Source organism: Pseudomonas frederiksbergensis (assembly GCF_003732665.1).
GTDB classification, from domain to species: domain Bacteria; phylum Pseudomonadota; class Gammaproteobacteria; order Pseudomonadales; family Pseudomonadaceae; genus Aquipseudomonas; species Aquipseudomonas frederiksbergensis_G.
In genome coordinates this window covers 37,382-61,882 of the sequence record NZ_MOBP01000008.1, presented here as the reverse complement: position 1 = coordinate 61,882, position 24,501 = coordinate 37,382, and the positions used below count along the sequence as shown (strand labels likewise).

Sequence of the window (24,501 nt, the reverse complement as noted above, 5' to 3'; positions counted from 1 at the left end):
GGAGGCTTCGATCATGAAGAGGTTACTGTTGCTGCTGATGCTCTGGGTGCCTGTGGCCTTCAGCACGAACGGGCCGGTCGCGGCGCGGGTCAATGGCGAGGAAATTTCCGAGTTTCGCCTGGAGCGCTACTTCGCCGAGTACCTGGAAGACCAGGGCCGGGCGGTGGCCAGCATTCGCAATCCCAAGGCCTACAAGCAACTTCGCCAGGCCGCGCTGGAGGCGTTGATCGACAAGGAACTGCTGTGGCAGGAAGCGCTCAAGCGCGGGGTGGTGATCAGCGACGCCACGGTGCGCAGCCAGGTCGAACTGACCCGCCAGGCCATCGGCGGTGCCGAGGTGTTCGCCCGCAAGCTGCAAGACGCCGGTTTTGACGAAGCCAGTTTCACCGAGTACACCCGCCGCGAGTTGGCCGCCCAGGAAGTCTTTGCCGATCTGACAAAGGGCCCCGGGCCGGACGAACAAACGGTCCGCGCCTTCTTTGAAGAACACCGCGCCGAGATGGGCCGGCCCGAGGAAATCCAGGTGCGGCATATCTTGATAAAAGTGGCCCAGGGCGCCGATGCCGCCACAGTCGAGGCCGCACGACTACGCTTAAAGGAGATACACGCACAAATCCCCCGGGGCGAAGACTTTGCCCGCGTGGCCACGGCGCGCTCCGAAGACGCGTCGGCCAGCCAGGGCGGGGATTTGGGCTATTTCCCCCGTGGGCGCATGATGCCGGAGTTCGAAGCGGCTGCATTCGCTCTGCAACCGGGGCAGATCAGCGAACCGGTGCGAACCCCGGTCGGCTGGCATCTGATTTATTTACAGAACCACCAGGAGGCGAGCGATGTCACACAGGAGCAGGGGCTTGAAACAGTCCGGGTGTACCTTGCCCGACAGCAAAAGGCCCAGGCTCGTCGAGACGTATTGGCGCAACTGCGATCGCGTAATCGCATCGAGCGGATTGACGATGATTGAACCTTCCCCCCCCAATAGTGGGGAAAAGCTTCAATGCCAATCCAAGCGCTTCCCCGCCTTTGGGGGGAGGGGGATCCGGACGATGTGGCATTGTCTTCGAATTCAAGGACATGAAGAAATAAAACTACCGGCGCTCGGCCTGGCATGAAGTGTGCGTTAGCCCTTGTAAGGCACACACTCCACCAGGCTCGGTACTCGGACCTGCGGTTTCAAGGAGTCGACCTTGTTAAACAAAGTACTGGTTGTCGAAGACGAACAACTGCTTGCCGAAAACCTCAAGGATTACCTTCAGGCGCAAGCGCTGGACGTCCGGATAGCTCACGACGGTGCCATGGCAATCGGCGAAGCCGAACGTTTTGCACCCGATGTGATGGTGTTCGATTACCGCTTGCCGGATATGGAAGGCTTTGAGGTGCTCGATGCCGTCCGCCAGGACAGGAATTGTCATTTTGTGCTGATCACCGGGCACCCAACCGCTGAAGTCTGTGAGCGGGCCCGACAGTTAGGTGTCAGCCATATCCTGTTCAAACCCTTTCCATTGGCGGAATTGGCCCGTGCAGTCTGCGACCTTCTGGGGATGGAACGCGAAAGCAAAGCGGGCGCGAGCACTTCCGAAGGTTTCGTCGAACGACGCCAGAGCAGGACCGAGAGTTTCCCGCTGCAGTTGTACGACGGCAGTTGGGTGCTGGCGGATCGCCGACGAACATCGGCCTCGCTGGCGCCGGACGACGAACAATTGCTCACCGGGGAGTAGTGGCGCGACACGACGTTCCGGCTCCCGCCGCAATGGCCTGCCGCGCCGACAGGGCTTTAAGCCCCCGGCGTTGGAGAGCAAGCCATGGAACGTTTATCACTTGCCGTCGAACCGGCACCGTTGGACTGTGTACCTTCACGCTTTTCCAGTGAGCAACTGACCCAGGCGCGGCTGCGGGCCGCCGGTTCCGGCGAACGGGTGCTGGACGCCCTCGGGGTGTTGTGCGAACTGGCCCCCATGCCCTTCATCCAGTGCCTCGGCGCGACCCTGCATTACCCGGTGCTCGACACCGATACGCTGTTCAAGGCCACCCCGGTATTCGACCGGGTCACTCTGGCCCAATGCCTGAAACGTGAATTCATCCTGCTGCGCCACGACGACGCGGTCATCGGCGTGTTTGCCGACCCGTTCGACACCGCGCGCCTGGCCTGGATCGACGACTGCCTGCACGGCGCGCCGCTCTATCTGGTGCACGCCGACGACCTGAAAGCCTACCTGGCCCGCCACGAAGAAAGCTTCCACGCCGTTGAGTCTCTCAATGCCCAGGCCGACGCCAACGTCGAGATCGACAACCTGCAAAGCCTGTCCCTGACCAGCATCAGCGAAGACGCCAGCGTCGTCGTCAAACTGGTCAACTCGACTCTCTACGACGCGTTGAAAATGCACGCCAGCGACATCCATTTGGGCACCACCGGTAGCGGTCTGGTGATCAAGTACCGGATCGATGGCGTGCTCAACAACATCAGCAAGATCCAGGGCAGCGAGTTCGCCGAACAGGTGATTTCCCGGGTCAAGGTCATGGCTGAACTGGACATCGGCGAAAAACGCGTGCCCCAGGACGGGCGCTTCAAAATCGGCATCAGCGGCCGGCAGATCGACTTCCGGGTGTCGATCATGCCGAGCATTTTCGGCGAAGACGCGGTACTGCGGGTGCTGGACAAACAGGACCTGGCGGACAAGGTCAGCGGCGTGCAGTTGCAGGCCTTGGGCTTCGAAGAAGAAACCCTTAAGCAACTGCGCCGCCTCGCCGCCGAACCCTATGGCATGGTGCTGGTCACCGGCCCCACCGGCAGCGGCAAGACCACCACGCTCTACGCGATGATCACCGAGATCAACCATGGCGTGGACAAGATCATCACCATCGAAGACCCGGTGGAATACCAACTGCCGGGCGTGCTGCAAATCCCGGTCAACGAGAAAAAAGGCCTGACCTTTGCCCGAGGCCTGCGCTCGATCCTGCGCCATGACCCGGACAAGATCATGGTCGGTGAAATCCGCGACCCGGACACCGCGCAGATCGCCGTGCAATCGGCCCTCACCGGGCACCTGGTGTTCACCACCATCCACGCCAATAACGTGTTCGACGTGATCGGCCGTTTTACGCAAATGGAAATCGACCCCTACAGCTTGGTCTCGGCGCTCAACGCGGTGCTGGCCCAGCGCCTGATTCGCCTGGTGTGCGCCAGTTGCAGCGCGCCGCACCAGCCGACCGAAGAAGAACTGCAACTGTCCGGGCTCGACCCGCAAAACGTCGCGCATTACCACTTCGTGCATGGCAAGGGCTGCGGCCATTGCCGGGGCACCGGTTATCGCGGGCGCACGGCGATTGCCGAGCTGCTGCACCTCGACGATGAGTTGCGGCAAATGATCGTCGAGCGCCAACCCATTTCGAAAATCAAGGCCCACGCCTGCAAACGTGGCTTGCGGCTGTTGCGCGAGTCGGCGCTGGAACTGGTGCAAGCGGGGCGGACCACGCTCGAGGAGATCAATCGTGTCACTTTTGTCTCGTGATCGTTATGTGGCCGTGCTCGGCGCCAGTGGCGTCGGCCTCGGTCAGCGTCAGGGCAGCGACACCCGCTGGCTGGGCAGCATCGGGTTTATCGACGAAGGCTTCCACGCCTGGACCGTCGCCCTGGAAACCCTCGACCGCTTGCTCGGCGAACACGCCCATGCCGGTGCTGAATTGAGCGTGGTGATCTCCGGGCACTTCAGCCGCTTTTGCCTGGTGCCGTGGAGCGAACAAATCAGCAGCCCCGACGAATTGCTAGGCTTCGCCCAGCTGTGTTTCGAAGACCTCTACGGCGCGCCGACCCAACCCTGGAGCCTGGTGCTGTCAGCGGAACCGGCGGGTTACGACCGCATCGCTTCGGCCTTGCCACAGGACCTGCTGGAACGCCTGCGCGCACTGGTCAGCGGTCGTGGCTTGCGCCTGCGCTCGGTGCAGCCGTACCTGATGGCGGCGTTCAACCACTTCGATAAAAGCTTCGACGCCGGGGACTTCCTGTTCGTGGTCGCCGAACCGGTGCGCAGCGTGTTGCTGCTGGCCCGGGAAGGGCGCTGGACCTCGGTGCGCTCGGTGGGCAGCAGCGACAGCGATGCCGCGCTTACCGCACTGATTGGCCGGGAAAACCAGTTGCAGGCCTCCACCAGCGAACGGCCGTTGAATGTCTACCTGCATGCGCCAGCGCGCATCGAGTCGCAGCCCGATGTCCCGGGCGTGCACCTGAGAACCCTCGAAGAGGACCGGACATCGGTACGGGATTGCCTGTACGTGATGTCCCGGGCGGTGGCCTGACATGCGCGCCCTGACCCTCGACTTCCAGCCGCGCCGCCGCTCCGGTCCCTTGGGCTGGAGCCTGCTGGTGGGTGGCGTGGCGCTGACCCTGGCGTGCTTCGTCGCCCAGCAACACCTCGACGATCAATCCTCGCTGCAACAAGGCCACTTGCAACACGCCCAGCGCGAACTCACCGGCGACAGCGGCGGCAAGGTCGGCCTGACCCCGGCCGAGACCCGCGAACAGGCGCAAAACCTGGCCGAGATGCGCAAGGTATCGCAGCAACTGCGCCGGCCATGGGAACGCCTGTTCGCCATGCTCGAAGCCATGCCTCGCGATGACATTGCCTTGCTGACCCTGACCCCGGACGCGCGCAAAGGTCAGGTGCGGATCAGCGCCGAGGCCCGGGACCTGGAAGCGATGCTCGAATTTCACCAGCGTCTGGAAGCCAGCGACGAGCTGTCGGACGTGTCCCTGCTCAGCCACGAAATCGTCGCTAACGTGCCGGAACACCCGGTCCAATTCAACCTGTCGGCGACCTGGGAGATAGGCGATGCGAATCCCTAGACTGATCGTGCACGAATACCTGCAAGGCCTCGGCATTCCGGGCCTGGCCGGGATGGCGCTGGTGGCGTTGGCGTTGGTCTACGGGCTGGCCGGGTTGCTGCCGGACTGGCAATCGCTGCAAACCCTCAGCCAGCAAACCCGCGAGGCCGGCGAGTACCTGGCCAAGGTCGAGGACGGCAGCGTCGCGCCACCGGTGGTGCCGCAGCGCCAGCTCGATGACTTCCGCAGCAAATTGCCGTCCCAGCCCCAGGCCACCGTGGCCATCGACAAGATCTACGCCTTGGCCGCTTTAGAGCACATCACCCTGGCTCGGGGTGAATATTCCCTGGGCATCGACCCCAAGACCCATTTGGCCCGTTACCAAATCCTGCTGCCGGTGCGGGGCTCCTATCCGCAACTGCGGCGCTTCCTCCATGCCTTGCTCGGCCAGTTACCGGCGGTGGTGGTGGAGGACGTGGAGTTCCAGCGCAAGAAGATCGCCGACACCGACCTCACCGGGCGGATCCGCATGACCCTTTACCTGTTGAGGTCATGATGAACAGCAAACGCGTAATGGGTTGGGTGGCGTTCTTCGGCGTGGCGGCGGCGCTGGCCTGGTTGCCGGATTATCTGCGGCAGCCGGAGGAGGGCGAGACCGCCATGGCGACCGTGGCCAAGCCTGCCAAAAGCAAACCATCGGCGGCGCCAGATAGCGTCAAGGCCGCACCGATCAAGGACCTGAGCCCGTCCGGCGACCTGTTCGCCACCCGCAGTTGGAAGGTCGCGCCGCAACTGGCCAGCGTCACCGAACAACCCGTCAACCTGACCCCGGTGGTGCAGATCCCCAGCGCACCACCGATGCCGTTCCAGTTCGTCGGCAAGCTCGCCGACCGTACCGACCTGCAAGTGTTTTTGCAGAGCGGCGAAAAAATATACGTCGTGCGCAAAGGGGATGTGATCGACGACACCTGGCGGATCGAGGGCATTTCCGATGTGGAATTGAGCCTGGTCTACCTGCCTCTGCATTTGGCCCAGACCTTGTCTGTGGGGAGCACGCAATGAACAGATCCCGTTTGCTGATGAGCCTGTGTTTGAGCACAGCGCTGGCCGCGTGCAGTTCGGCGCAAGTGGCTAACAAAGAAGCGTCCGACCTGATTGAACAAGGTCAGTACGAAGCCGGGTTGGCACGCATCCAGGAAGGCCTGCGGGAAAACCCCCGGGATACCGAATTGCACCTGCTGCTCAACACCGGTCGTGCCACAGCGGTGACCTCACTGTTGACCGCAGGCGATACCGACCGCGCACGCCGGGACTTCCCTTCGGCACGCCTGGCCTACGGGCGGGTGCTGACCATCGAACCGAGCAACCGTCGCGCCCAGGATTCCCTGAAGCAACTCGATTACCTGCGCAGCCAGGACGACAAGCTCGAACTGGCCCGGGGCGACTTGCGCCGGGGCGATATCTACGGCGCCGACCGCCAGGTCAAGCAGATGCTCGATCTCGACTCGAAAAATGAAGGCGCCCTGGAACTGCAAGGCAATATCCGCCTGGTCCAGAGCCGTAACGTGGTGCCGTATCCGCAACTGCGCACACGGCTGGATCGGCCGGTAACCCTGGAGTTTCGCGACGCCAACCTGAAGACCATTTTCGAGGTGCTGTCCCAGGTCGCCGGGCTGAATTTCATCTTCGACAAGGACCTGCGCCCGGATATGAAAGCCACGATCTTCGTGCGTGACGTGCGCATCGAAGACGCCGTGGAGTTGCTGCTGCAACAGAACCAGTTGCACCAGAAAATCGTCAACGAAAACACCTTGCTGATCTACCCGGACTCGCCGCAGAAGCTCAAGGATTACCAGGAATTGGTGATGCGCACCTTCTACCTGACCAGCGTCGATGCCAACACCGCGCTGAACATGATCAAGACCATGCTCAAGACCCGCGATGTGTTCGTCGATGAGCGCCTCAACACCTTGACCATGCGCGACACCGAAGACGCGGTGCGCATGGCCGAGAAGTTGCTGCAATCGCAAGACCAGTCCGACCCCGAAGTGGTACTGGAAGTGGAGGTGATGGAAGTCGCCACCCAACGGATTCTCGACCTGGGCCTGCAATGGCCGAGCACCTTTGGTGTGGTCAACGCCGACGGTTCGGGGGTGACGATTCTCGATCAACTGAAGGGCATCAACTCCGGCCGCATCTCCATCTCACCGTCGCCCCAGGCCAAGATCAACGCCCAGGACAACGACATCAACACCCTGGCCAGCCCGGTGATTCGCGTCAGCAACCGCGAACAGGCGCGGATCCACATCGGGCAGCGTGTGCCGATCATCAGCGCCACATCGGTGCCGTCCACCCAAGGTCCGGTGATTACTGAAAGCGTCACTTACCTCGACGTCGGTCTGAAGCTTGAAGTGCAGCCGATCGTGCACTTGAACAACGAAGTGGCGATCAAGATTGCCCTGGAAGTGAGTAACGCCACGCCGCTGGAACCGACCCGCCAGGGCACGATCCCGGTGCAGGTGGATACCCGCAACGCCCAGACCACTCTGCGCCTGCACGACGGCGAAACCCAGATCCTGGCGGGGCTGGTGCGTAACGACCATGGCGCCACGGGCAACAAGATCCCGGGCCTGGGTGACATCCCCGGACTGGGCCGCTTGTTCGGTAGCAACAAGGACACCGTCGGCAAATCGGAACTGGTGCTGTCGATCACCCCACGGATCGTGCGCAACCTGCCGTACCAGAGCCCCTCGGACATGGAATTCCAGACAGGCACCGAAACCAGCATGCACATCCAGGCGCCTGACCGTGGCATGGAATCGGCGATTCGTACCGACGTCATGACCACACCGGTTGCCTCGTCCGCCCACGTTGTCGTCGAGAAGCCTTGATCATGAACGCCTCCCAGCGCGGTTTTACCCTGATTGAAGTCGTGGTGACGCTGGCCCTGATCGGCCTGTTGGCCGGCATGGCCGCGCCCCTGACCGAAACCGTGGTGCGCCGGGGCAAGGAGCAGGACATGCGCGCGGCGCTGTACCAGATCCGCGACGCCATCGACGCCTACAAACGTGCCTTCGACGCAGGCTATATCGAGAAGTCGCTGAACAGCAGCGGCTACCCGCCGAACCTGCAAGTGCTGGTGGACGGCGTGCGCGATGTGCGCAGCGCCAAGGGCGCCAAGTTCTACTTCCTGCGCCGGGTGCCTCACGACCCGCTGCTGCCAGTCAAGCGTAACGATGAAGGCGGCTGGGGCTTGCGCTCCTACGACAGCACGGCTCAAAACCCACGGGAAGGCGAAGACGTGTTTGACGTCTACTCCAAAGCCCGGGGCAAGGGCCTCAACGGCATTGCCTACCGCGAGTGGTGAACCTATGCGCCGGGAAAAAGGTTTTACCCTGCTGGAACTGATGGTGGTCATGGCAATCATCGCGACCCTGATGACCATCGCCTTGCCACGCTATTTCACCAGCCTGGAAGTCTCGAAGGAGACCACGCTGCGCCAGAGCCTGTCGGCGATGCGCGAGGCGCTGGATCACTACTACGGCGACACCGGGCGCTACCCCGATTCCATCGAACAATTGGTGGAACAGCGTTACTTGCGCAACCCGCCGATGGACCCGATTGCCGAACGCAAAGACCTCTGGGTCCTGGTCGCGCCGCCGGACGGTGTGCCGGGCGCGGTGGCTGATATCAAGAGCGGTGCTACCGGGAGGGCGCGTGATGGCAGCCTTTATTCCGAGTGGTAGGCCTGCGGGTGAAAACCTGTGGCGAGGGGGCTTGCTGTGGCGAGGGAGCTTTTTGTGGCGAGGGAGCTTGCTCCCGCTGGGCTGCGAAGCGGCCCCCGTTCTTGGCCTGAAAAGCTTGGGACTGCTGCGCAGTCCAGCGGGAGCAAGCTCCCTCGCCACAGCAAGCCCCCTCGCCACAGGGAAGCGGCGTTGCGGCAAAGAGGGCGGATTCACCTACCTGGGCGTGCTGTTTCTGATTGTGCTGATGGGCATGGGCCTGGCCAGCGCCGGGGAGTTGTGGTCCACCGCCTCGCGGCGCGATCGCGAACGTCAGTTGCTGTGGGTCGGCACCCAGTACGCCCAGGCGCTGCGCAGTTACTACCGCAGCTCGCCGGGGCTGGCGCAGTACCCCAAAGACCTGGAAGACCTGTTGCAGGATGAGCGTTTCCCATCGCCCAAACATCATCTGCGGCAGTTGTACCCAGACCCGATTGGCGGTGGCGAGTGGACCCTGATGCGCGGCTTCGACGGCCGCATCACCGGCCTCTACAGCCCCTCGACGGATACCCCGATCAAACAGACGGATTTCCCCAGCCAATGGTCGGATTTCGTCGGCATGGCCAGTTACAAGGATTGGCAGTTTGTCGCCGAAAAAGCCTTCCTCGATGGTGCATCTGGGCCCAAACCCCAGTCATTGACCCCCCAGGCGCTGGCGCCATGAACCGCTATTGCCTGGGCCTGCTGCTGATGCTGCTGGCGTCCTGCGCCTCGGCCGGCGAAGAGGACGAAATGATGGGCTTCATCGTCGACGACACGATCTCCCACATCGGCCACGACTTTTACTACTCGTTCAGTGAACGCCTGCGCGCCACCAGCCCGATGGATTTCAACCTGGTGGTGCGCGAACGACCCTCGGCCCGCTGGGGCAGCCTGGTGACCGTGGAATATCAGCAACGCCTGGTTTACCGGCGCTTCCTGCCGCCGAACACCGTGGAGCTCAAGGACGAGGCGTACGACGCCGCCGACTGGGTTCGCCGGCAAATCGTCCAGCGCAAGCTGGAAACGTTATTGCAGGACACCACCGACCTGGAGAAGGACGAATTATGAACAAGAAAACGTTCTCACAGCGCACCGGCATCTGGCTTCTCGGGTTGGGCAGTTGTGGCCTGGTCCACGCCACCGAGCTGGTCTACACGCCGGTCAACCCGTCGTTCGGCGGCAACCCATTGAACGGCACCTGGCTGCTCAACAACGCCCAGGCGCAAAACGACTACGACGACCCCGACCTGAAAAACCGCACGGCGGTGGCAGGCACATCGGCCCTTGAACGCTTCACCAGTCAATTGCAGTCGCGGTTGCTGGGCCAGTTGCTGGACAACATCTCCACGGGCAACACCGGGAGCCTGTCCACCGACAGTTTTATCGTCAACGTCATCGACGACTCCGGCGCACTGAGCATTGAAGTGACCGACCGAGCGACCGGTGAAGTTTCGGAAATCCAGGTGAACGGCCTCAACCCTTGACGGGTATTCAGGCTGCCGGGGAGTGAAGGACATGAAAAAAATAATAGTGCTAGGGCTGATGTTGGCGGCATTACAGGGTTGCAGCTTGCGCGACACCATGCCGGCCGAGCAGGACACCGAATCACCGACCCTCACACCACGGGCGTCGACCTACTACGACTTGCTGAAAATGCCGCGGCCCAAAGGTCGGTTGATGGCCGTGGTGTATGGTTTTCGCGACCAGACCGGGCAATACAAACCGACCCCGGCCAGCTCATTCTCCACCAGCGTGACCCAAGGTGCGGCGAGCATGTTGATGGATGCGCTGCAGGCCAGTGGCTGGTTTGTGGTACTGGAGCGTGAAGGGCTGCAAAACCTGCTGACCGAACGCAAAATCATCCGCGCCTCGCAGAAGAAGCCGAACACGCCGGTGAATATCCAGGGTGAACTGCCACCGTTGCAAGCGGCGAACCTGATGCTCGAAGGCGGGATCATCGCTTACGACACCAACGTGCGCAGTGGCGGGGAAGGGGCGCGGTATCTGGGGATCGACCTCTCCCGGGAATATCGCGTGGACCAGGTCTCGGTCAACCTGCGGGCGGTGGACGTGCGCAGCGGGCAGGTGCTGGCCAATGTGATGACCAGCAAGACCATCTACTCCGTCGGCCGCAGTGCCGGGGTGTTCAAGTTTATCGAGTTCAAGAAATTGCTTGAGGCGGAAGTGGGCTACACCACCAACGAACCGGCGCAGTTGTGTGTGCTGTCGGCGATTGAATCAGCCGTTGGGCATCTGTTGGCCCAAGGCATCGAGCGGCATTTGTGGCAAGTGGCGGGGGACAACTCCACGCCCGTGCAGGACGAGACGCTGGGGCGGTATTTGAGCCAGAACAAGGTTGATCCGGAGAGTGAGTAAGCCTAGGCGGCCTGCGGGCCGACCTGGTTCTTGCTGATTTAGTACATATCCGTTGCTGCGGTAACGGCGGCATATGGTTTCGCTCTTACAGCGAGTCCCTCCACTCAGCCTCCCGAAGGGGCGGGTAGAGCAAGATCAAGATCAAGAGCAGGCGAGCTAACGCTCGGCCTAATGAGTGGTGAAGAGCGGGTGGTGTACGCCGCTTTGCTTTTGATTTTGTAGGAGCGAGGCTTGCCCGCGAAGGCGGCCTGACAGCCGACCTGTCAGTTGGGCCAGGCAGATGCACCGCGTCATCGTTCTTCGCGAGCAAGCCCGCTCCCACATTTGATCTTCATGTGACACACATTCTGTGGCCACCACAAATCCCCTGTGGGAGCGGGCTTGCTCGCGAAGGCTGAGTGTCAAGCAACCCATCTCCAACGAATGTACCCAGCCCCATTGTGGGAGTGAGCCTGCTCGCGAAGGCGGCCTGAGCATGGGAACGATCAGAATGCGGTGCATCAGTGGAAATGCGGTTGCCGGGTTGGGGTCTGCTGCGCAGCCCAGCGGGAGCAAGCTCCCTCGCCACAATAAGCGTTCAGGCAGATGGACCGCGTCATCGTTCTTCGCGAGCAAGCTTTGCTCCTACAGGGTGGGGCGTTGTACATAAAATCTGCGTTCACCACCGATCTTTGTAGGAGCGAGGCTTGCCCGCGAAGGCGGCCTGACAGCCGACCTGTCAGTTGGGCCAGGCAGATAGACCGCGTTATCGTTCTTCGCGAGCAAGCTCGCTCCCACATTTGATCTTCATGTGACACACATTCTGTGACCACCACAAATCCCCTGTGGGAGCGGGCTTGCCCGCGAAGGCGGCCTGACAGCCGACCTGTCAGTTGGGCCAGGCAGATGGACAGCGTTATCGTTCTTCGCGAGCAAGCCCGCTCCCACATTTGATCTTCATGTGACACACATTCTGTGACCACCACAAACCCCCTGTGGGAGCGAGCCTGCTCGCGAAGGCGGCCTGACAACCAACCCCTCTCTCAACCCATAAAAAAACCGCGACCCCACCAAGGGCCGCGGTTTTTTGGGCCTTGGGATTATTGCTGGAGCACGGTCGCCTGGTTGGCTGAACCAAACTGCTGCACGGTCGCCATTTGCGTCACGCCACTCTGATCCACATTGGCAATGTTCCCGGTCCCGCCCTGGGTCACGTACGCGACGTTCATGCTGTCTGCCTGTTTGACGGTGATTTGGTTGTCACTGCCATACAACTGCGCGGTGTACGCCTGGTTCCCGGTGCCGGACTGGTCGAACTCGGTGCTGTTCCCCGAGCCGTTGGAAGAGCCCTGGGCCAGGTTGGTGGTGCCGCGCTGGTCGGCGATGAGGATGTTGTCGCTGCCGTTTTGGTCGAAGTACAGCTCGTTGTAAGAGTCGGCCTGGCTGACGGTAGTTTTGTTGCCGCTGCCGGTCTGGTTCGTGGTCATGATGTGGCCGACGCCGTCCTGGGTGAAGCTCGCCACGTTGTTGGTGCCGTTCTGGGTGATGGTCGCGCGTTGGTTGCTGCCGAACTGGCCGCCCAGTTGCGGGCCTTTCCAATTGCTGGCGTAGACCTTGTTGCCGTTACCCAGCGAGGTGGCGTTGAGCACGTGGCTGTCGCCGCTCTGGTAGGTGAAGTGCACGTTGCCGCTGCCTTGCTGATACAGCGCGAGCGTCGAGCCCATGGACTCGAACTGGTCGGCATAGATCGCGTTGAGGTCGCCGACTTGCAGCACCTGCGCGACGTTGTTTTCGCCGAAGCTCTGGTCCACCACGGTTTCGTTGGTCTGCCCGTATTGGTTGACCGTGGCCTGGCTGGCGGTTTGGGTGTCTTGCCAGACTTCAGTGGCGTTGAGGTCGCCGTACTGGTTGATGTTCAGGTTGCCGCCCAGGCCGTTGCGCTGGTCGCCGTAGGCGTAGTTGCCTTCGCCGGCCTGGTTGATGCCGATCTGGCCGCCCATGTGGTTGATTTGTTCGGCGGTGGCGTAGTTGGTGTTGCCGTACTGGATGATCATCGCGTTGTTGCCGGCACCCAGTTGAATCTGCTCGATGTTGGCCTCGTTGTTGTCACCGAACTGGTAGGTCGTGCCCGAGGTGCCTTCCTGGGAGTCCTGATAGACGAACGAGAAGTTGCCGCTGCCTTGCTGCTGTTGCAACACCTGATTCTCGCCGGTGCCGATGGACTGGCTGGCGTGGCTGGTGTTGAAGCTGCCGGCCTGTTGCTGGGTGATGGTGCTGTTGTCTTCGAACAACTGCTCGGCGTAACCGGCGTTGTAATCACCGACCTGATTCTGGTCGATGCTGCTGGTGGCGGTGTCTTGCACGGCGGCCGCGTCGTTGCCCTGGCCGAGTTGTTGTTGGGTGGCGGTGCTGAACGGCGCCGCGTTCTGTTTCACGTCGGCGATGTTGGCCGTACCGACCTGGTTTTGCGTGGAAACGCTGTCGTCAGCCAAAGCCTGGGCACTGACAATGACCAGGATGGCAGCGGTGAGGGGCGTCAATTTGAACATGATGAAACCTCCAAGGTTATTGCAGTGCTTAGCGATATTGTTTGACCGAAACGCTCATGCCGTTCCCGGACTGGGTCACGGCGCTGGAAAGCCCCGTGCCGGCCTGGTCGATGCTGGCGTCGTTGTTATTGCCGTTCTGGGAAATCTGCGCGCGGTTGTGGCTGCCGGTTTGCGTGATCGAGGCGTCGTTGCCAGAACCTTGCTGGGTGATCTGCGCCATCAGGTCGCTGCCCTGTTGCAGGATGTAGGCTTCCTGATTACTGCCCGACTGGACGATCCGTCCGAGCAACCCCTGACCGTTCTGTTGCAACAACGCGACGTTGGCCTGGCCGAGCTGGTTGATCAGCGCTTGCTGGCCAATCGGCGGCAGTTCACCGAGATCAGCGGTGGGGGCCAGGTCGTCGTTGTCCATCAAATCGTCGGCGCGCACGCCTGCGCCGCTGCAGAGCAGAAGCAGGCAGAGCAGGGCGGCGGTCGGCGTTTTCATGGCGTTGTCCTGTGGGAATGGGCCTGCCCCGCCGCCAGTAACGGTCGGCGGGGCGAAGGCTCAGAGCGTGGTCACCGACACCGAGCGCACGGTGCCTTGGGACGAGCGGATGGTCGCTGTCGGGTTCGCCGACGGAATCACCGTGGTGCTGTTGTTGATCGTCAGCCGCCAGCGTCCGGTCACCGGCACCGTGGTGGTGCCCAGGGTTACCAGCCCGGTCGGGGTGGACACCTGGATGGTGATGGTGTTGCCGGTTGTCACCGATGAAGTGCCGGCGAAGTCCCAGTTGAAGCGGTTGTTGGAGCGGGCCTGGACCGTGGCGGTGGTCACGGTGAAGGTTTCCGCCGCGGGCCTTGGCGAGACTTGCACGGTGACCGTCGCCGGTGCCGTCGACACTGCGCCGAAGCTGTCCTTGGCAAAGTAGGTGAAGGTCGTGGTGAACGCCGTAGTGACCGTGGCCGGTGGCGTGTAAGTGATCACAGTGCCGTCAGTACTGACGGTGCCGCGACCGGCTGCCGGTTGAGTCAGGCTGGCGACGCCGAGCGGCACGTTGCCTTCCGGATCGGTGTCGTTGGCCAACACGCTGATCGGGATTGCCACGCCCAGGGTCGCGACACTGTCGTTGACCGCCACCGGTGGCCGGTTAGGCGCCACAGTAATGGTCACAGTCGCGGCGGTGGTCGAAGCCAGGCCTTTGACGTCCTGCGCCTTGTAGGTGAAGGTCGTGGTCAGCGGTGTGGTGACGACGGCGGGCGGGGTGTAGACCACCGCCGTGGTGCCGCTCAACGCCACGGTGCCTTGGCCGGCGGCCGGTTGGGTCAGGGCGCTGATGCTCAGCGGTACGTTGCCGTCCGGGTCGCTGTCGTTGGTCAGCAGGTTGAGGGTGATCGGCACGCCGAAACTGGTGGCGCCGGTGTCGGCGACCGAGATCGGCGCCTGGTTCTCGCCGGTGTCCGGTGCGGTGCCGACGACCACGACGGCCTCGGTATCGCTGCCGCCTGCGGCGGATTTGACTGTGACGGTGGCCGGTGGCTGGGTCAGGTCGGCCACGGTGAGTTTTTGCAGGGTGCCGGATTTCGACAGGCGTCCGTAGCCTTGGGCAACCATGTCGGGCACGGCCACTTCATCGGTCGAAGTCGCTTCGATCAACAGGCTGTGATTGCTCCAGCTATAACGTGCGGTCTGGATTTTCACCAGGTCCGTGAGTTTGCTTGAGACCGCCGTCGGGCGTGTGGTGCCGGCCGGGTTGGTCGCGGTGACCACCACGGTTTTCGGCAATGTGCTGGTGGCCAGATGTTGACCGAAGAACAAGCCGTTGTTGTCGCCGATCAGGCTGGTCTGGCACGGCGAAGCGGGTGGGCCGACCACCAGGGCCAGGGTTTCCCGGAAGCACAGGGTCGAGCCGTTGTTCGCCTTGGCAAACACTTCCACCCGGCTGCCCGCCGACGTGCGGCGATAGGTGGCGCGGCTGATGTCCACGGCGGTTTGCGCACGGTTGTCGAGCACCTTGCCGGCGACGGTAAACAGGTTGGTCTGAATGGTTCCGGCCGGGCCCTGGATGCGTACGAAGTTGGTGTTGAACGGGCTGCCGGTCACCGCTTCGGTGAGGTTCGGGTCGCCGACGTAGGTTTCAACGGAACCGGTTTCCGGGTTCACCTCGGTGTAGGGACCGTTGAGGCTGCGCAGGAACGGCCCGATCTGACCATTCAACGCGCCGCTGAAATCGCCGGCGACGCCAATGCCGACGTCCTTAGTGATGTTGATCGCCCGCCGGCCGGGGGCGGTGACGTTGACCGTTTCCACGCCGTACGGGTGGGTGATGGTGTAGGTCCCGGCGGTGGGCACGTTCACCCGGATACGAATCCGCGCAAAACTTTGCTGATCGCCATCGACAGGATTACCCGAGGCGAATGCGGCCTCAATCCCTGCCACGTAGGCGTCCATGCCATAGCCGGCCGCGTTGTTGGCGATGGTGGTTTCGGCCAGGAACCAGAAGGACTCGTCCGGCCAGTTATCCGGGAACACCGTGGGCAGGGTGTCATCGAAAATGCCCGGCGCCGGCAGCAGGGTGCACATGTAGGCCGGTGGTGTTGCGGCCGGCACCCGCGAACTCGTGGCCTTGGACTGGCACAGTTCCATCGACAGCAAATTGCTGTCCTGATACCACATCGGGAATTTCCCGGTGGCGAAGGTGTAGGGGCCGGGATCGACTGCCGCCAGTTGGGCGAAAGCACTTCCCGATAGCGATAGAGTCAGTCCCAGGGCGTTGAGCGCCAGGCGTGGCCACTTGTTCATGATGCCTCCTGATACGGATCTGGGCATGAGAGCGTTCATTGCACGATGACCACTTCTTCGGTATCGCTGCCGCCATTGGATGACGTCACCCGAACCTTGGCCGGCGGAATCGGCGAGATGCCGGTGGCCAGGGTTTTCACCGCGCCGTCGCCACTCAGGGCGCCGATGGCGGCACCCGTGCCGGAGGTGGCGGTGAGTACCGGCGGTGAGGTTTCGTCGCTGGTCGAGGCCACCAGGGTCAGTTGCCCGGTGCTCAGGCTGTATTCGGCACGCGAAATCACCACCAGGTCGGTCAGCGGCATCGTCAACGTGGTCGGCGTGCTGGTGGGGATGGCAAGGTGGTTGTCGGCGGTCACTTGCAAGGTGCCGGGCAAGCTCGGGTTGGTCGATGACTGGGCGTACCAGTTGCCGGTGGTGTCGGCCTCGGTCAGGTGCAGCGCCGGGTTGTTGCTGTCCAGCGTCACCGTGGCCGGTGGCGGTGGCGCCATCACGAACACATCCTGTTGGGCCTCCGGTGCGCTGGCGCCGGCATGCCGCGAATAGGTGCCGCGCTGGGTGATCAGCGGCGTCGGCCGGACCACCGTCGACAACTTGCCGGACACCGCGAACACCGTGGTCCGCAGGTCGATACCGTTGGGCCCTTCGATGCGAATGAAGTTGGTATTGAACGGGCTGCCGGTGACGGCTTCCGAAAGGTTCGGGTCGCCGATGAAAGTGTCGGCGGCGCCGGTTACCGGATTGGTTTCGGTGTAAGGCCCGTTGACGCTGCGCAGGAACGGTCCGATATCACCCTTCAGCGCGCCGTCGTAGGTTTTCGGCGTGCCGATGCCGATGTCCCGGGTCATGTTGATCGCTTTGCGACCGGGAGTGTCCACGGTGAAAGCTTCGACGCCGTAAGGGTGGGTGATGATGTAAGTGCCGGCGGTGGGCACATCCACGCGAATGCGGATGCGGGCGAAGCTGATCTGATCGCCTTCGACCGGGTCGCCGCCGCTGAAGGCGGCTTCGAGGCCGCTGACGTAGTTCAGGTTGATGCCCCGCGCCGCATCGACAATCGTGCCGTCGGCAGTGAACCAGAACGCTTCGTCGGGGAAGTTGGTCGGGAAGACCAACGGTTTGGTGTCGTCGAAAATACCTGGAGCCGGAATCAGCGAGCACATGTAGGTCGGCGCACCCGGCGCACTGGGCACCCGTGAGCTGACAGCCTTGGACAGACACAAGTCGAGGGTTCGGCCATGAGTGTCTTGATACCAGGCGGCGAACGAGCCGTTGGCTGGCACGTAAGGGCCCGGGTCGACCGCAAACAGCGCCGCCTGGGCAACGCCTTGAGCCAGAGCGCTAACGACCAGAACGGCCGCGGTTTTGGACAGTAAAGGGTGCATGAGTTAATCCCTCTAGCGGAGTGCCTGTCCCATGGAGACGGGCCAGTTGAGAGGGCTAGCGCAAATTGCATACCAATCGGCGCGGATTGACGGGAGAGGGCCGGGGTTGGGCGTTGCGGGGTGTTGGAGGGGGATTGAGGAAGGGAGGTTGAGGCGGGCGAGTGTCCCCAGGTTTGGGGGTGGATGGGGCAGGTGGGGGAAGGGGCAAACCCGATGCCAGGATCACCAACCTCTGTGGCGAGGGAGCAAGCTCCCTCGCCACAAAGTCGGTGCGTGGCGCACGCTTTCCTTAAATGGCTGGCATTGGGGCGTTTAAACAGGTTTCTGCAGGTGTGTTTAAAGACACCCGGTGTTACGTCATAAACGGCTACAACGCCTTGCGCCGTTGCCTACGCGTACGCCAGAATCCGCCGGCTTGTGCGGCTATGGGGGTGGGCTATATCGTTTCCGGGTCACTGCAAAACAGTGATCGGGTTTGGTAGCCCGCCTCTATGTGAGCCGCATGGTGTCACCTTTAATGGTGGTCATGCGTGGGGCTCCTTTGTGAGCGCCGGGTTTCTCACTTAGACCGGTCTACCAACCCACGTATGGCCGCCACTCTTCGTTTGGTAGCGAGGGTGATGGCTCCTTCAATACTCTAAGTGAAGGTTCCATCCATATTCAAAGTAACGCCCAACCCCCCGAATATCGGTCCAGTACCCTACGACGCCTCTTTCGATCTTGACCCCACAAAAATGAAAGTGGCGGCCGATCGAGCACTCGACTACTACCTCAACCCCGGGGCGACGAAAACGCAGATACCGCCCCGCAGTTCCGGCACCTTCTTCACCATCGACGCAGCGGTGGATGACGAAACGTTGCTGGTCGAGGTCTACGAATCGTTATCAACGGCCCGCAAGATGGTCAACGATCTCGTCGAGCTGACGGACGGCCCGCGACGCCATACGATGCTGGTGTTGCATCGGTCGCTCCTGATGGGTGAGATGGCGGCCAATCGGATGCTGGATAACCACAAGCCCGGGTAATCACCGGCCCTGTAGGAGCGAAGCTTGCTCGCGAAGGCGGTGTGTCAGTCAATACACGTGTCGACTGACACGGCCCCTTCGCGGGCAAGCCTCGCTCCTACAGGGGATGGCGTCGGGTCTGGTGCACCGCGTTATCGTTCTTCGCGGGCAAGCTTTGCTCCTACGGGGCGATTTGCTTAGCTTGCTTGCATTGGGGCAAACCCCAAACAGTGGGCTATACCCCTCTATAGGGGAATTCGCCTGGATCGTCACCGATGAATATGCACGCCAAAACGCTTCGGCCCGAGGAGGGCGACATTCGTTTGAGCACGCGCAAGCAGCCGTTCAATCTGCTGCGCTGGTTTTCGCTGATCAGCATGGCGGTGATTGCCACCGTGGCGGTGGCGCTGGGGGCGGTGTCCACGCAGTTTGTGATTACCGAAAGCGTGCAGCGCGATGCCCTGCTGACTGCGCAGTTCATCCAGGCGATTGCCTCTGCGGAGGTGCGCCATGTGTCGATTCCCAATGTGCGGACCATGGGCGAATTGGTCGACCCACGCAAGGACAAGGATTTCCCCGACGTCGACCCGGCGGCCCGGGCCAATGCCCGTGATGAATTCCTCGACCATATCGCCAACCTGCCGGACGTGATCCTGGCCAACGTCTATGCCCCTGATCGCAGGGTGATCTGGTCCACCAACCCGGCACTCATGGACACCACGATTCACGCCGACGAAGACCTGGATCACGCCTTCGAATTCAAGATCCCGGTCTCGGCCAGTTATCACGATGTTGACGAGGCGCGGATGGAGCAGAAATTCGTCGTGCCGCCGGACTTCATCTTTATTGAAAACTACATTCCGCTGTTCGATGCCGACGGCAAGAACGTCACGGCCATGGTCGAGATCTACAAGGAGCCCAAGGACCTGATCAGCCGCATCGAGCGCGGCCTGGCGCTGATCTGGCTGGTCACCGCCCTGGGTGGCGGGCTGATTTACATCGGTTTGTACTGGATCGTGCGCCGCGCCGCGATCCTGCTGGCGCAACAGCAAAAACAACTGATCACCAACGAAACCTTTGTCGCCCTGGGCGAGATGTCCTCGGCGGTGGCCCACAGCCTGCGCAACCCGTTGGCGACCATCCGTTCCAGCGCCGAGCTGGCCCTGGAGTTCGACAACGGCCCGGCGCACAAGAACATCAACGACATCATTGGCCAGGTCGATCGCATGTCGAAGTGGGTGCGGGAATTGCTGCAGTCCTTGCGCCCGCTCAACGACGATGTCGAACCGGTGAACCTGGTGGCGGCGATTCACGACAGCCTCACGGCCTTCGAGCAGCAAATCGCCAGGGCGCGGGTTGAGGTGGTGTTCAATCCGCGACAGACACCGATGGTGCTGAGCCAACAGGTGCAACTGACGCAGATCCTCAACAGCCTGATGGCCAACGCCCTGGAAGCCATGGACAAGGGCGGCACCCTGACCATCACCCTGGAACCGACCGATGCCCGGGGCGTGTGCGTGGTGCTGAGCGATACGGGCAAAGGCATGAACGAAGAACAGCGCAACATGGCCTTCCGCCCGTTCTTTACCACCAAGCAGGGCGGGCTCGGCGTCGGGCTGGTACTGGTCAAGCGCATCATGGAGCGTTTCGGTGGGGCAGTGACCCTCGGCAGTCGCGAGGGACAGGGCACTTGCGTCCGTCTGTCGTTCAGATTGGCCCCCTGAAAACGGGGATGAACTTTCCCCGTTTGCGGGGGTCATGGCCCAGTCATCGCGCCGGTAGTGGCCTGATGATGTTCATAAGCCATTGTTAACTCGGGTATTAATGCTTTGGTATAAATTGTTTCAAAATGTGGCGAGGTAATTGCAAAACCCCCATCACCCCTTCACGACTTCGAGGCGGCTGGTGATGGACAGAAAAGCGCGGCACCCCTGCAAGTGGATCGGCCTGTTGACCCCACTGAGTATCCTCCTGACGATGACCCTGGGCGTCACGCCCTTGTTGCGCGCCAGCCCGATCGACGATGAGCGCCAGCCTGAGCCGTCCGACCCTTCGGCTTACTACGACGAACCGGCGGATGAACCCGCCGCCCTGAACGCTATTCTGACCATGCCGGAGGCCAACAAGGATTCCTTCGATTTACCCGATGGCGTCGAAGGCACCCGGGACGACACGCGCAAGGAAAACGTCCTGCCGCCGTCGGTACAGACCAGTTTCAACTACCCCACCAACGGCAAGCCGAGCCCGTTATTCGGCGCCCAACCGTTCACCCAGCAACTGGTGCTGTTCGAAGAGTTCGGCCCGGAAAAACTCGACCCCACCACACCGGCGGCACCGTTGGGCTTTCCACCGGCCGCGGTGGGCCCGTTGCCCCAACAAGACCCCACCAACGCCGCCCGCAGTGCGCCACCGAGCGCGGCGCTCGACGCATTCTTGCGCCAACCGGGACTGTCCCCATTTCCCAGCCAGTACTCCAACGTGGTGGACCGCAACCCCTGGCAGTCGCAGATCGAGGTGTTCCTCAATCGCCATATCGGCTCGTCGGCGGAAGGTCGGCCACCAGGAAAAGGCTGGTCACACCAGCGCTGGAACGAGTTCTACCCGCAAGTGGCCTACAAAACCGTGCAAACCGGGGCGCGGCTCAACAGCGGCTGGCGCGACAGCCATCAGATGCACGGCTATGCCATGGGCGAATTCGGCCCTGGTGGCCTGTATCACAACGTCGCCGGCGTGCCGGCCACCGATGGCACTTCCAAAGGCGTCGATCCGCGTTTCCACCCGAACATGCCGGTACAGAACCACAACTCGGTGTGGACCTTCGACGGCACCTTGCCGCCCAAGCTGTTGATGGTGCGTTACGGCCAACCGGTGCTAATGCGGCACTACAACGGTTTGCCGATCGACCCGTCGGCCAACATGGGATTCGGCCTGCACACCATCAGCACCCACGAACACAACGGCCACGCGCCGGCGGAAAGCGACGGCTATGCCAATGCGTTTTTCTTTCCGGGGCAGTATTACGACTATCGCTGGCCGATCCAGTTGGCCGGTTACGACAGCATCAACACCGACGCCCATGACCCCCGCGCCGCATTCCCCTGCGCGCCCGGCGAAACCCTGTGGACCAACGACCTGAGCCCCAGCCGCAAGACCTGCGACCACGGCACGATCAAGATCCGTGGCGACTGGCGCGAAACCATGAGCACCCACTGGTTCCACGACCACATGCTCGATTTCACCGCGCAGAACGTCTACAAGGGCAACGCGGCGATGATGAACTACTACAGCGCCCTGGACCGTGGCAACGAGTCGGTCAACGATGGCGTCAACCTGCGTTTCCCCAGCGGCAGCGCCTTGCCATGGGGTAACCGCGACTACGACGTCAACCTGGTGTTTGCCGACAAGGCCTGGGATCAGAACGGTCAGTTGTGGTTCAACCCGTTCAACACCGACGGCTTCCTCGGTGACCAGGTGCTGGTCAACTGGCAGTGGAAACCGACCCTGGATGTACGTGCACGCAGCTATCGGTTCCGCATGCTCAACGGTTCGGTATCGCGTTACTACAAACTGGCGCTGGTGCGTGAAATCAAGGGCACCAGTGGCGAGTTCCAGGGGCCCAAAGGTTCAGGTGTCTCCTATGCCCGCGTGCCGTTCCACATGATTGCCAACGACGGCAACATCATGGAACACAGCGTGCCCTTCGACGGCACCATGGACCTGGACGCAGATGGCGATAAACAGAATCACAACGCGATCCTGCCCACCCAGGGCATCGCCGAGCGCTTCGACATCATCGTCAACTTTGCGAAAAACGGCATCAAGCCGGGGGACAAGATCTTCTTCGTCAACCTGCTGGCCCACGACGACGGCAAAGGCCCGAAAGAACCCATCGCCCTGGCTGACGTACTGTCCGAGAAGTACCTGGCGGTGATCAAGCAAACCAGCAAAGGACCGCAGTGGGACAAGGGCGACCCGGCAGTGGGCAAAGTCTTGCAGCTCAACGTCAAGGCCTACACCGGTCAGGACCTGGCCATGGACCCCGCAGCCTACGAACCGGCCAAACCGGGCAAAGCCGAAGGCATGGTGATGATCCCGCTGAAAATCCATCGTGACAACGCTGCCGACAAAGTGCTGCTGTCACAGGCCCGTCACCGCACCTTCACCTTCGGCCGTTCCGACGGCACCGATGAAGCCCCGTGGACGGTCAAGACCGATGGAGGCTTCGGCTTCCACATGGACCCTCGGCGCTTGAACACAGCCACCCAGTTGAAAACCGGCCCGACCGACGCTGGCGTTACCGGTTTCGGCACCCTGGAAGTGTGGAACATCAAGGCCGGCGGCAAGGGCTGGAGCCATCCGGTGCATGTGCACTTCGAGGAAGGGATCATCCTCAGTCGTGGCGGCAAGGCGCCACCGGAATGGGAAAAATGGGCGCGCAAGGACGTGTACCGCATCGGTTCGGAAAACGATGGCCTGGACAGCGTCGAGATGGCGATCAACTTCCGCGAATTCGCCGGGACCTACATGGAGCACTGTCACAACACTCAGCATGAGGACAACTCGATGCTGCTGCGCTGGGACATTGAGAAACCCGGGCAATTCCAGTTGATGCCGACCCCGCTGCCGAGCTGGGACGGGGTGCGCTACGTCAACTCCGCCGCGCTGCCAACCTTCCGCACCGGCGATGGCTTTGGTCCACAAGTGGCGGTGAAAAAATGAACCGCCGGGGAGCCGACATGACACTGCATACGCCGCGCTCCCGCGCCCTGGGCATGCACCTGATACTGGTTCTGGTCACATGTTTGCTGGCCAGTCAGGTGCTGCTCGCCCATGAACTGTCACCGCAGGAATCCGCCACCCCGTGGGGTGGCGACTACTTCCCCAACACGTTGCTGACCGATCAGGACGGTCAGCAGGTGCATTTTTTCGATGACCTGATCAAAGGCAAAGTGGTGGTGATCAACTTCATCTTCACGTCGTGCAGTGATTCATGTCCGTTGGAAACCGCGCGTCTGCGCCAAGTACAGAAACTGCTGGGCGACCGGGTCGGTCAGGACATTTTCTTCTACTCCATCAGCATCGATCCGCTGAGCGACACGCCCCAGGTGCTGAAGGCCTATGCGCAACGCTTCAAGGTCGGGCCGGGCTGGAAGTTCCTCACCGGCGAATTTGCCGACGTCACCGATCTGCGCAAAAAACTCGGGCTGTTTATCGAAGGCGTCGACAATGGCCGCAGCAAGGACCACAACCTGAGCCTGATTGTGGGCAATCAGCAAACGGGCCGCTGGATGAAGGCCTCACCGTTCGAAAACCCGTGGATCCTGGCCGATCAACTGGCCAACACCCTGCAGAACTGGAAACAACCGAGCATCGAGGAAAGCTACGCCAACGCCCCGGAAATTCGCCCGCCGAGCAACGGCGAAGAACTGTTCCGCACCCGTTGCGCCTCGTGCCATAGCCTGGGGCCGCAAGACGGGCAGGGCATCGGCATGCGCAGCATCGGCCCGGACCTGATCGGTGTGACCCGCCAGCGTGAGCCGGCCTGGCTCAACCGCTGGATTCGCGAGCCGGACCGCATGCTCGCCGAGAAAGACCCGATTGCAGTGGAGCTGTACCAGCGTTTCGACAAGATTTCGATGCCGAATCTGCGCCTGGACGAGCATTCCGCCCAAGCAATCATTGACTTCTTGCAGGAAGAAACCGACCGCCAACAACCCCTGGCAGAGCAGGTGCCAGAAGTGTCGCAGGTGAACTAGCGGCTAAATAACATCATTGGCCCGTCGACCACGATCAATGCCACCTACACTCTTCGTGACAACGGCTAAAAAAGGCTTCAGGCAAGCAACCAG

At 61.9% G+C, this 24,501-nt stretch carries 22 protein-coding genes; 18 read left to right on the top strand and 4 right to left on the bottom strand.

All coding sequences use genetic code 11. The annotated features are described in order from the left end of the window. Nucleotides 1–13 precede the first annotated feature (13 nt). From BK665_RS14480 to BK665_RS14415, 14 genes are all read left to right on the top strand, one after another. Nucleotides 14–961 carry a peptidylprolyl isomerase gene (locus BK665_RS14480; RefSeq protein ID WP_123406563.1) on the top strand — a complete coding sequence of 316 codons (948 nt, stop codon included), beginning with the start codon at nt 14–16 and terminating at the stop codon, nt 959–961. Between the two features lie 223 nt (nt 962–1,184). Continuing rightward, nucleotides 1,185–1,715, top strand: coding sequence for a response regulator (locus tag BK665_RS14475; RefSeq protein WP_123406561.1), 531 nt, complete (start codon nt 1,185–1,187; stop codon nt 1,713–1,715). 84 nt (nt 1,716–1,799) lie between these two features. Continuing rightward, the gene (locus BK665_RS14470; RefSeq protein WP_123406559.1) at nt 1,800–3,506 is read left to right on the top strand and encodes a GspE/PulE family protein; all 1,707 of its coding nucleotides are present in this window, start codon (nt 1,800–1,802) and stop codon (nt 3,504–3,506) included. Continuing rightward, the gene (locus BK665_RS14465) at nt 3,487–4,290 is read left to right on the top strand and encodes a hypothetical protein (protein WP_123406557.1); all 804 of its coding nucleotides are present in this window, start codon (nt 3,487–3,489) and stop codon (nt 4,288–4,290) included. The genes BK665_RS14470 and BK665_RS14465 overlap by 20 nt, the downstream gene beginning before the upstream one ends. A 1-nt stretch (nt 4,291) precedes the next feature. After that, nucleotides 4,292–4,837, top strand: a complete 546-nt coding sequence (locus tag BK665_RS14460) for a PilN domain-containing protein (protein ID WP_123406555.1) — start codon at nt 4,292–4,294, stop codon at nt 4,835–4,837. Then, nucleotides 4,824–5,372 (top strand): GspMb/PilO family protein, encoded by a 549-nt coding sequence (locus BK665_RS14455; protein WP_123406553.1) that lies wholly within the window; start codon nt 4,824–4,826, stop codon nt 5,370–5,372. The genes BK665_RS14460 and BK665_RS14455 overlap by 14 nt, the downstream gene beginning before the upstream one ends. Next, complete coding sequence (locus BK665_RS14450; protein WP_123406551.1) at nt 5,372–5,878, top strand: hypothetical protein; 507 nt, start codon at nt 5,372–5,374, stop codon at nt 5,876–5,878. The genes BK665_RS14455 and BK665_RS14450 overlap by 1 nt, the downstream gene beginning before the upstream one ends. Continuing rightward, complete coding sequence (locus BK665_RS14445; protein WP_123406549.1) at nt 5,875–7,707, top strand: secretin GspD/PilQ domain-containing protein; 1,833 nt, start codon at nt 5,875–5,877, stop codon at nt 7,705–7,707. The genes BK665_RS14450 and BK665_RS14445 overlap by 4 nt, the downstream gene beginning before the upstream one ends. A 2-nt stretch (nt 7,708–7,709) precedes the next feature. Then, complete coding sequence (locus BK665_RS14440) at nt 7,710–8,183, top strand: type II secretion system protein (RefSeq protein WP_123406547.1); 474 nt, start codon at nt 7,710–7,712, stop codon at nt 8,181–8,183. A gap of 4 nt (nt 8,184–8,187) precedes the next feature. After that, nucleotides 8,188–8,562 carry a type II secretion system protein gene (locus BK665_RS14435; RefSeq protein ID WP_123406545.1) on the top strand — a complete coding sequence of 125 codons (375 nt, stop codon included), beginning with the start codon at nt 8,188–8,190 and terminating at the stop codon, nt 8,560–8,562. 244 nt (nt 8,563–8,806) lie between these two features. Next, nucleotides 8,807–9,262 carry a type II secretion system protein gene (locus BK665_RS14430; RefSeq protein ID WP_259699604.1) on the top strand — a complete coding sequence of 152 codons (456 nt, stop codon included), beginning with the start codon at nt 8,807–8,809 and terminating at the stop codon, nt 9,260–9,262. Next, nucleotides 9,259–9,648, top strand: a complete 390-nt coding sequence (gene csgE, locus BK665_RS14425) for a curli production assembly/transport protein CsgE (RefSeq protein ID WP_123406541.1) — start codon at nt 9,259–9,261, stop codon at nt 9,646–9,648. The genes BK665_RS14430 and csgE overlap by 4 nt, the downstream gene beginning before the upstream one ends. Further along, nucleotides 9,645–10,064: a curli assembly protein CsgF gene (locus tag BK665_RS14420; protein ID WP_123406539.1), complete on the top strand. Its 420-nt coding sequence runs from the start codon at nt 9,645–9,647 to the stop codon at nt 10,062–10,064. The genes csgE and BK665_RS14420 overlap by 4 nt, the downstream gene beginning before the upstream one ends. A gap of 31 nt (nt 10,065–10,095) precedes the next feature. Beyond that, nucleotides 10,096–10,956, top strand: coding sequence for a CsgG/HfaB family protein (locus BK665_RS14415; RefSeq protein WP_123406537.1), 861 nt, complete (start codon nt 10,096–10,098; stop codon nt 10,954–10,956). A gap of 1,079 nt (nt 10,957–12,035) precedes the next feature. Here the strand turns inward: BK665_RS14415 and BK665_RS14410 are convergent. Genes BK665_RS14410 through BK665_RS14395 form a run of 4 tightly spaced genes read right to left on the bottom strand, consistent with a single transcriptional unit; the run spans nt 12,036 to nt 17,648 of the window. Further along, nucleotides 12,036–13,484, bottom strand: coding sequence for a curlin (locus BK665_RS14410; RefSeq protein ID WP_123406535.1), 1,449 nt, complete (start codon nt 13,482–13,484; stop codon nt 12,036–12,038). Between the two features lie 28 nt (nt 13,485–13,512). Continuing rightward, complete coding sequence (locus BK665_RS14405; RefSeq protein ID WP_123406533.1) at nt 13,513–13,971, bottom strand: curlin; 459 nt, start codon at nt 13,969–13,971, stop codon at nt 13,513–13,515. Nucleotides 13,972–14,031: 60 nt separating this feature from the next. Next, nucleotides 14,032–16,266, bottom strand: coding sequence for an Ig-like domain-containing protein (locus tag BK665_RS14400; RefSeq protein WP_123406531.1), 2,235 nt, complete (start codon nt 16,264–16,266; stop codon nt 14,032–14,034). A gap of 35 nt (nt 16,267–16,301) precedes the next feature. Continuing rightward, nucleotides 16,302–17,648, bottom strand: a complete 1,347-nt coding sequence (locus BK665_RS14395) for a hypothetical protein (protein WP_123406529.1) — start codon at nt 17,646–17,648, stop codon at nt 16,302–16,304. Nucleotides 17,649–18,382: 734 nt separating this feature from the next. Here BK665_RS14395 and BK665_RS14390 point away from each other — a divergent pair. From BK665_RS14390 to BK665_RS14375, 4 genes are all read left to right on the top strand, one after another. Beyond that, nucleotides 18,383–18,673: a DUF6124 family protein gene (locus BK665_RS14390; protein ID WP_311198552.1), complete on the top strand. Its 291-nt coding sequence runs from the start codon at nt 18,383–18,385 to the stop codon at nt 18,671–18,673. 254 nt (nt 18,674–18,927) lie between these two features. Then, the gene (locus BK665_RS14385) at nt 18,928–20,376 is read left to right on the top strand and encodes a sensor histidine kinase (RefSeq protein WP_123406528.1); all 1,449 of its coding nucleotides are present in this window, start codon (nt 18,928–18,930) and stop codon (nt 20,374–20,376) included. 184 nt (nt 20,377–20,560) lie between these two features. After that, entirely contained in the window at nt 20,561–23,371 is a 2,811-nt protein-coding gene (locus BK665_RS14380) for a multicopper oxidase domain-containing protein (RefSeq protein WP_123406526.1), read from the top strand. Then, nucleotides 23,368–24,408, top strand: coding sequence for an SCO family protein (locus tag BK665_RS14375; protein ID WP_123406523.1), 1,041 nt, complete (start codon nt 23,368–23,370; stop codon nt 24,406–24,408). The genes BK665_RS14380 and BK665_RS14375 overlap by 4 nt, the downstream gene beginning before the upstream one ends. Nucleotides 24,409–24,501 lie beyond the last annotated feature (93 nt).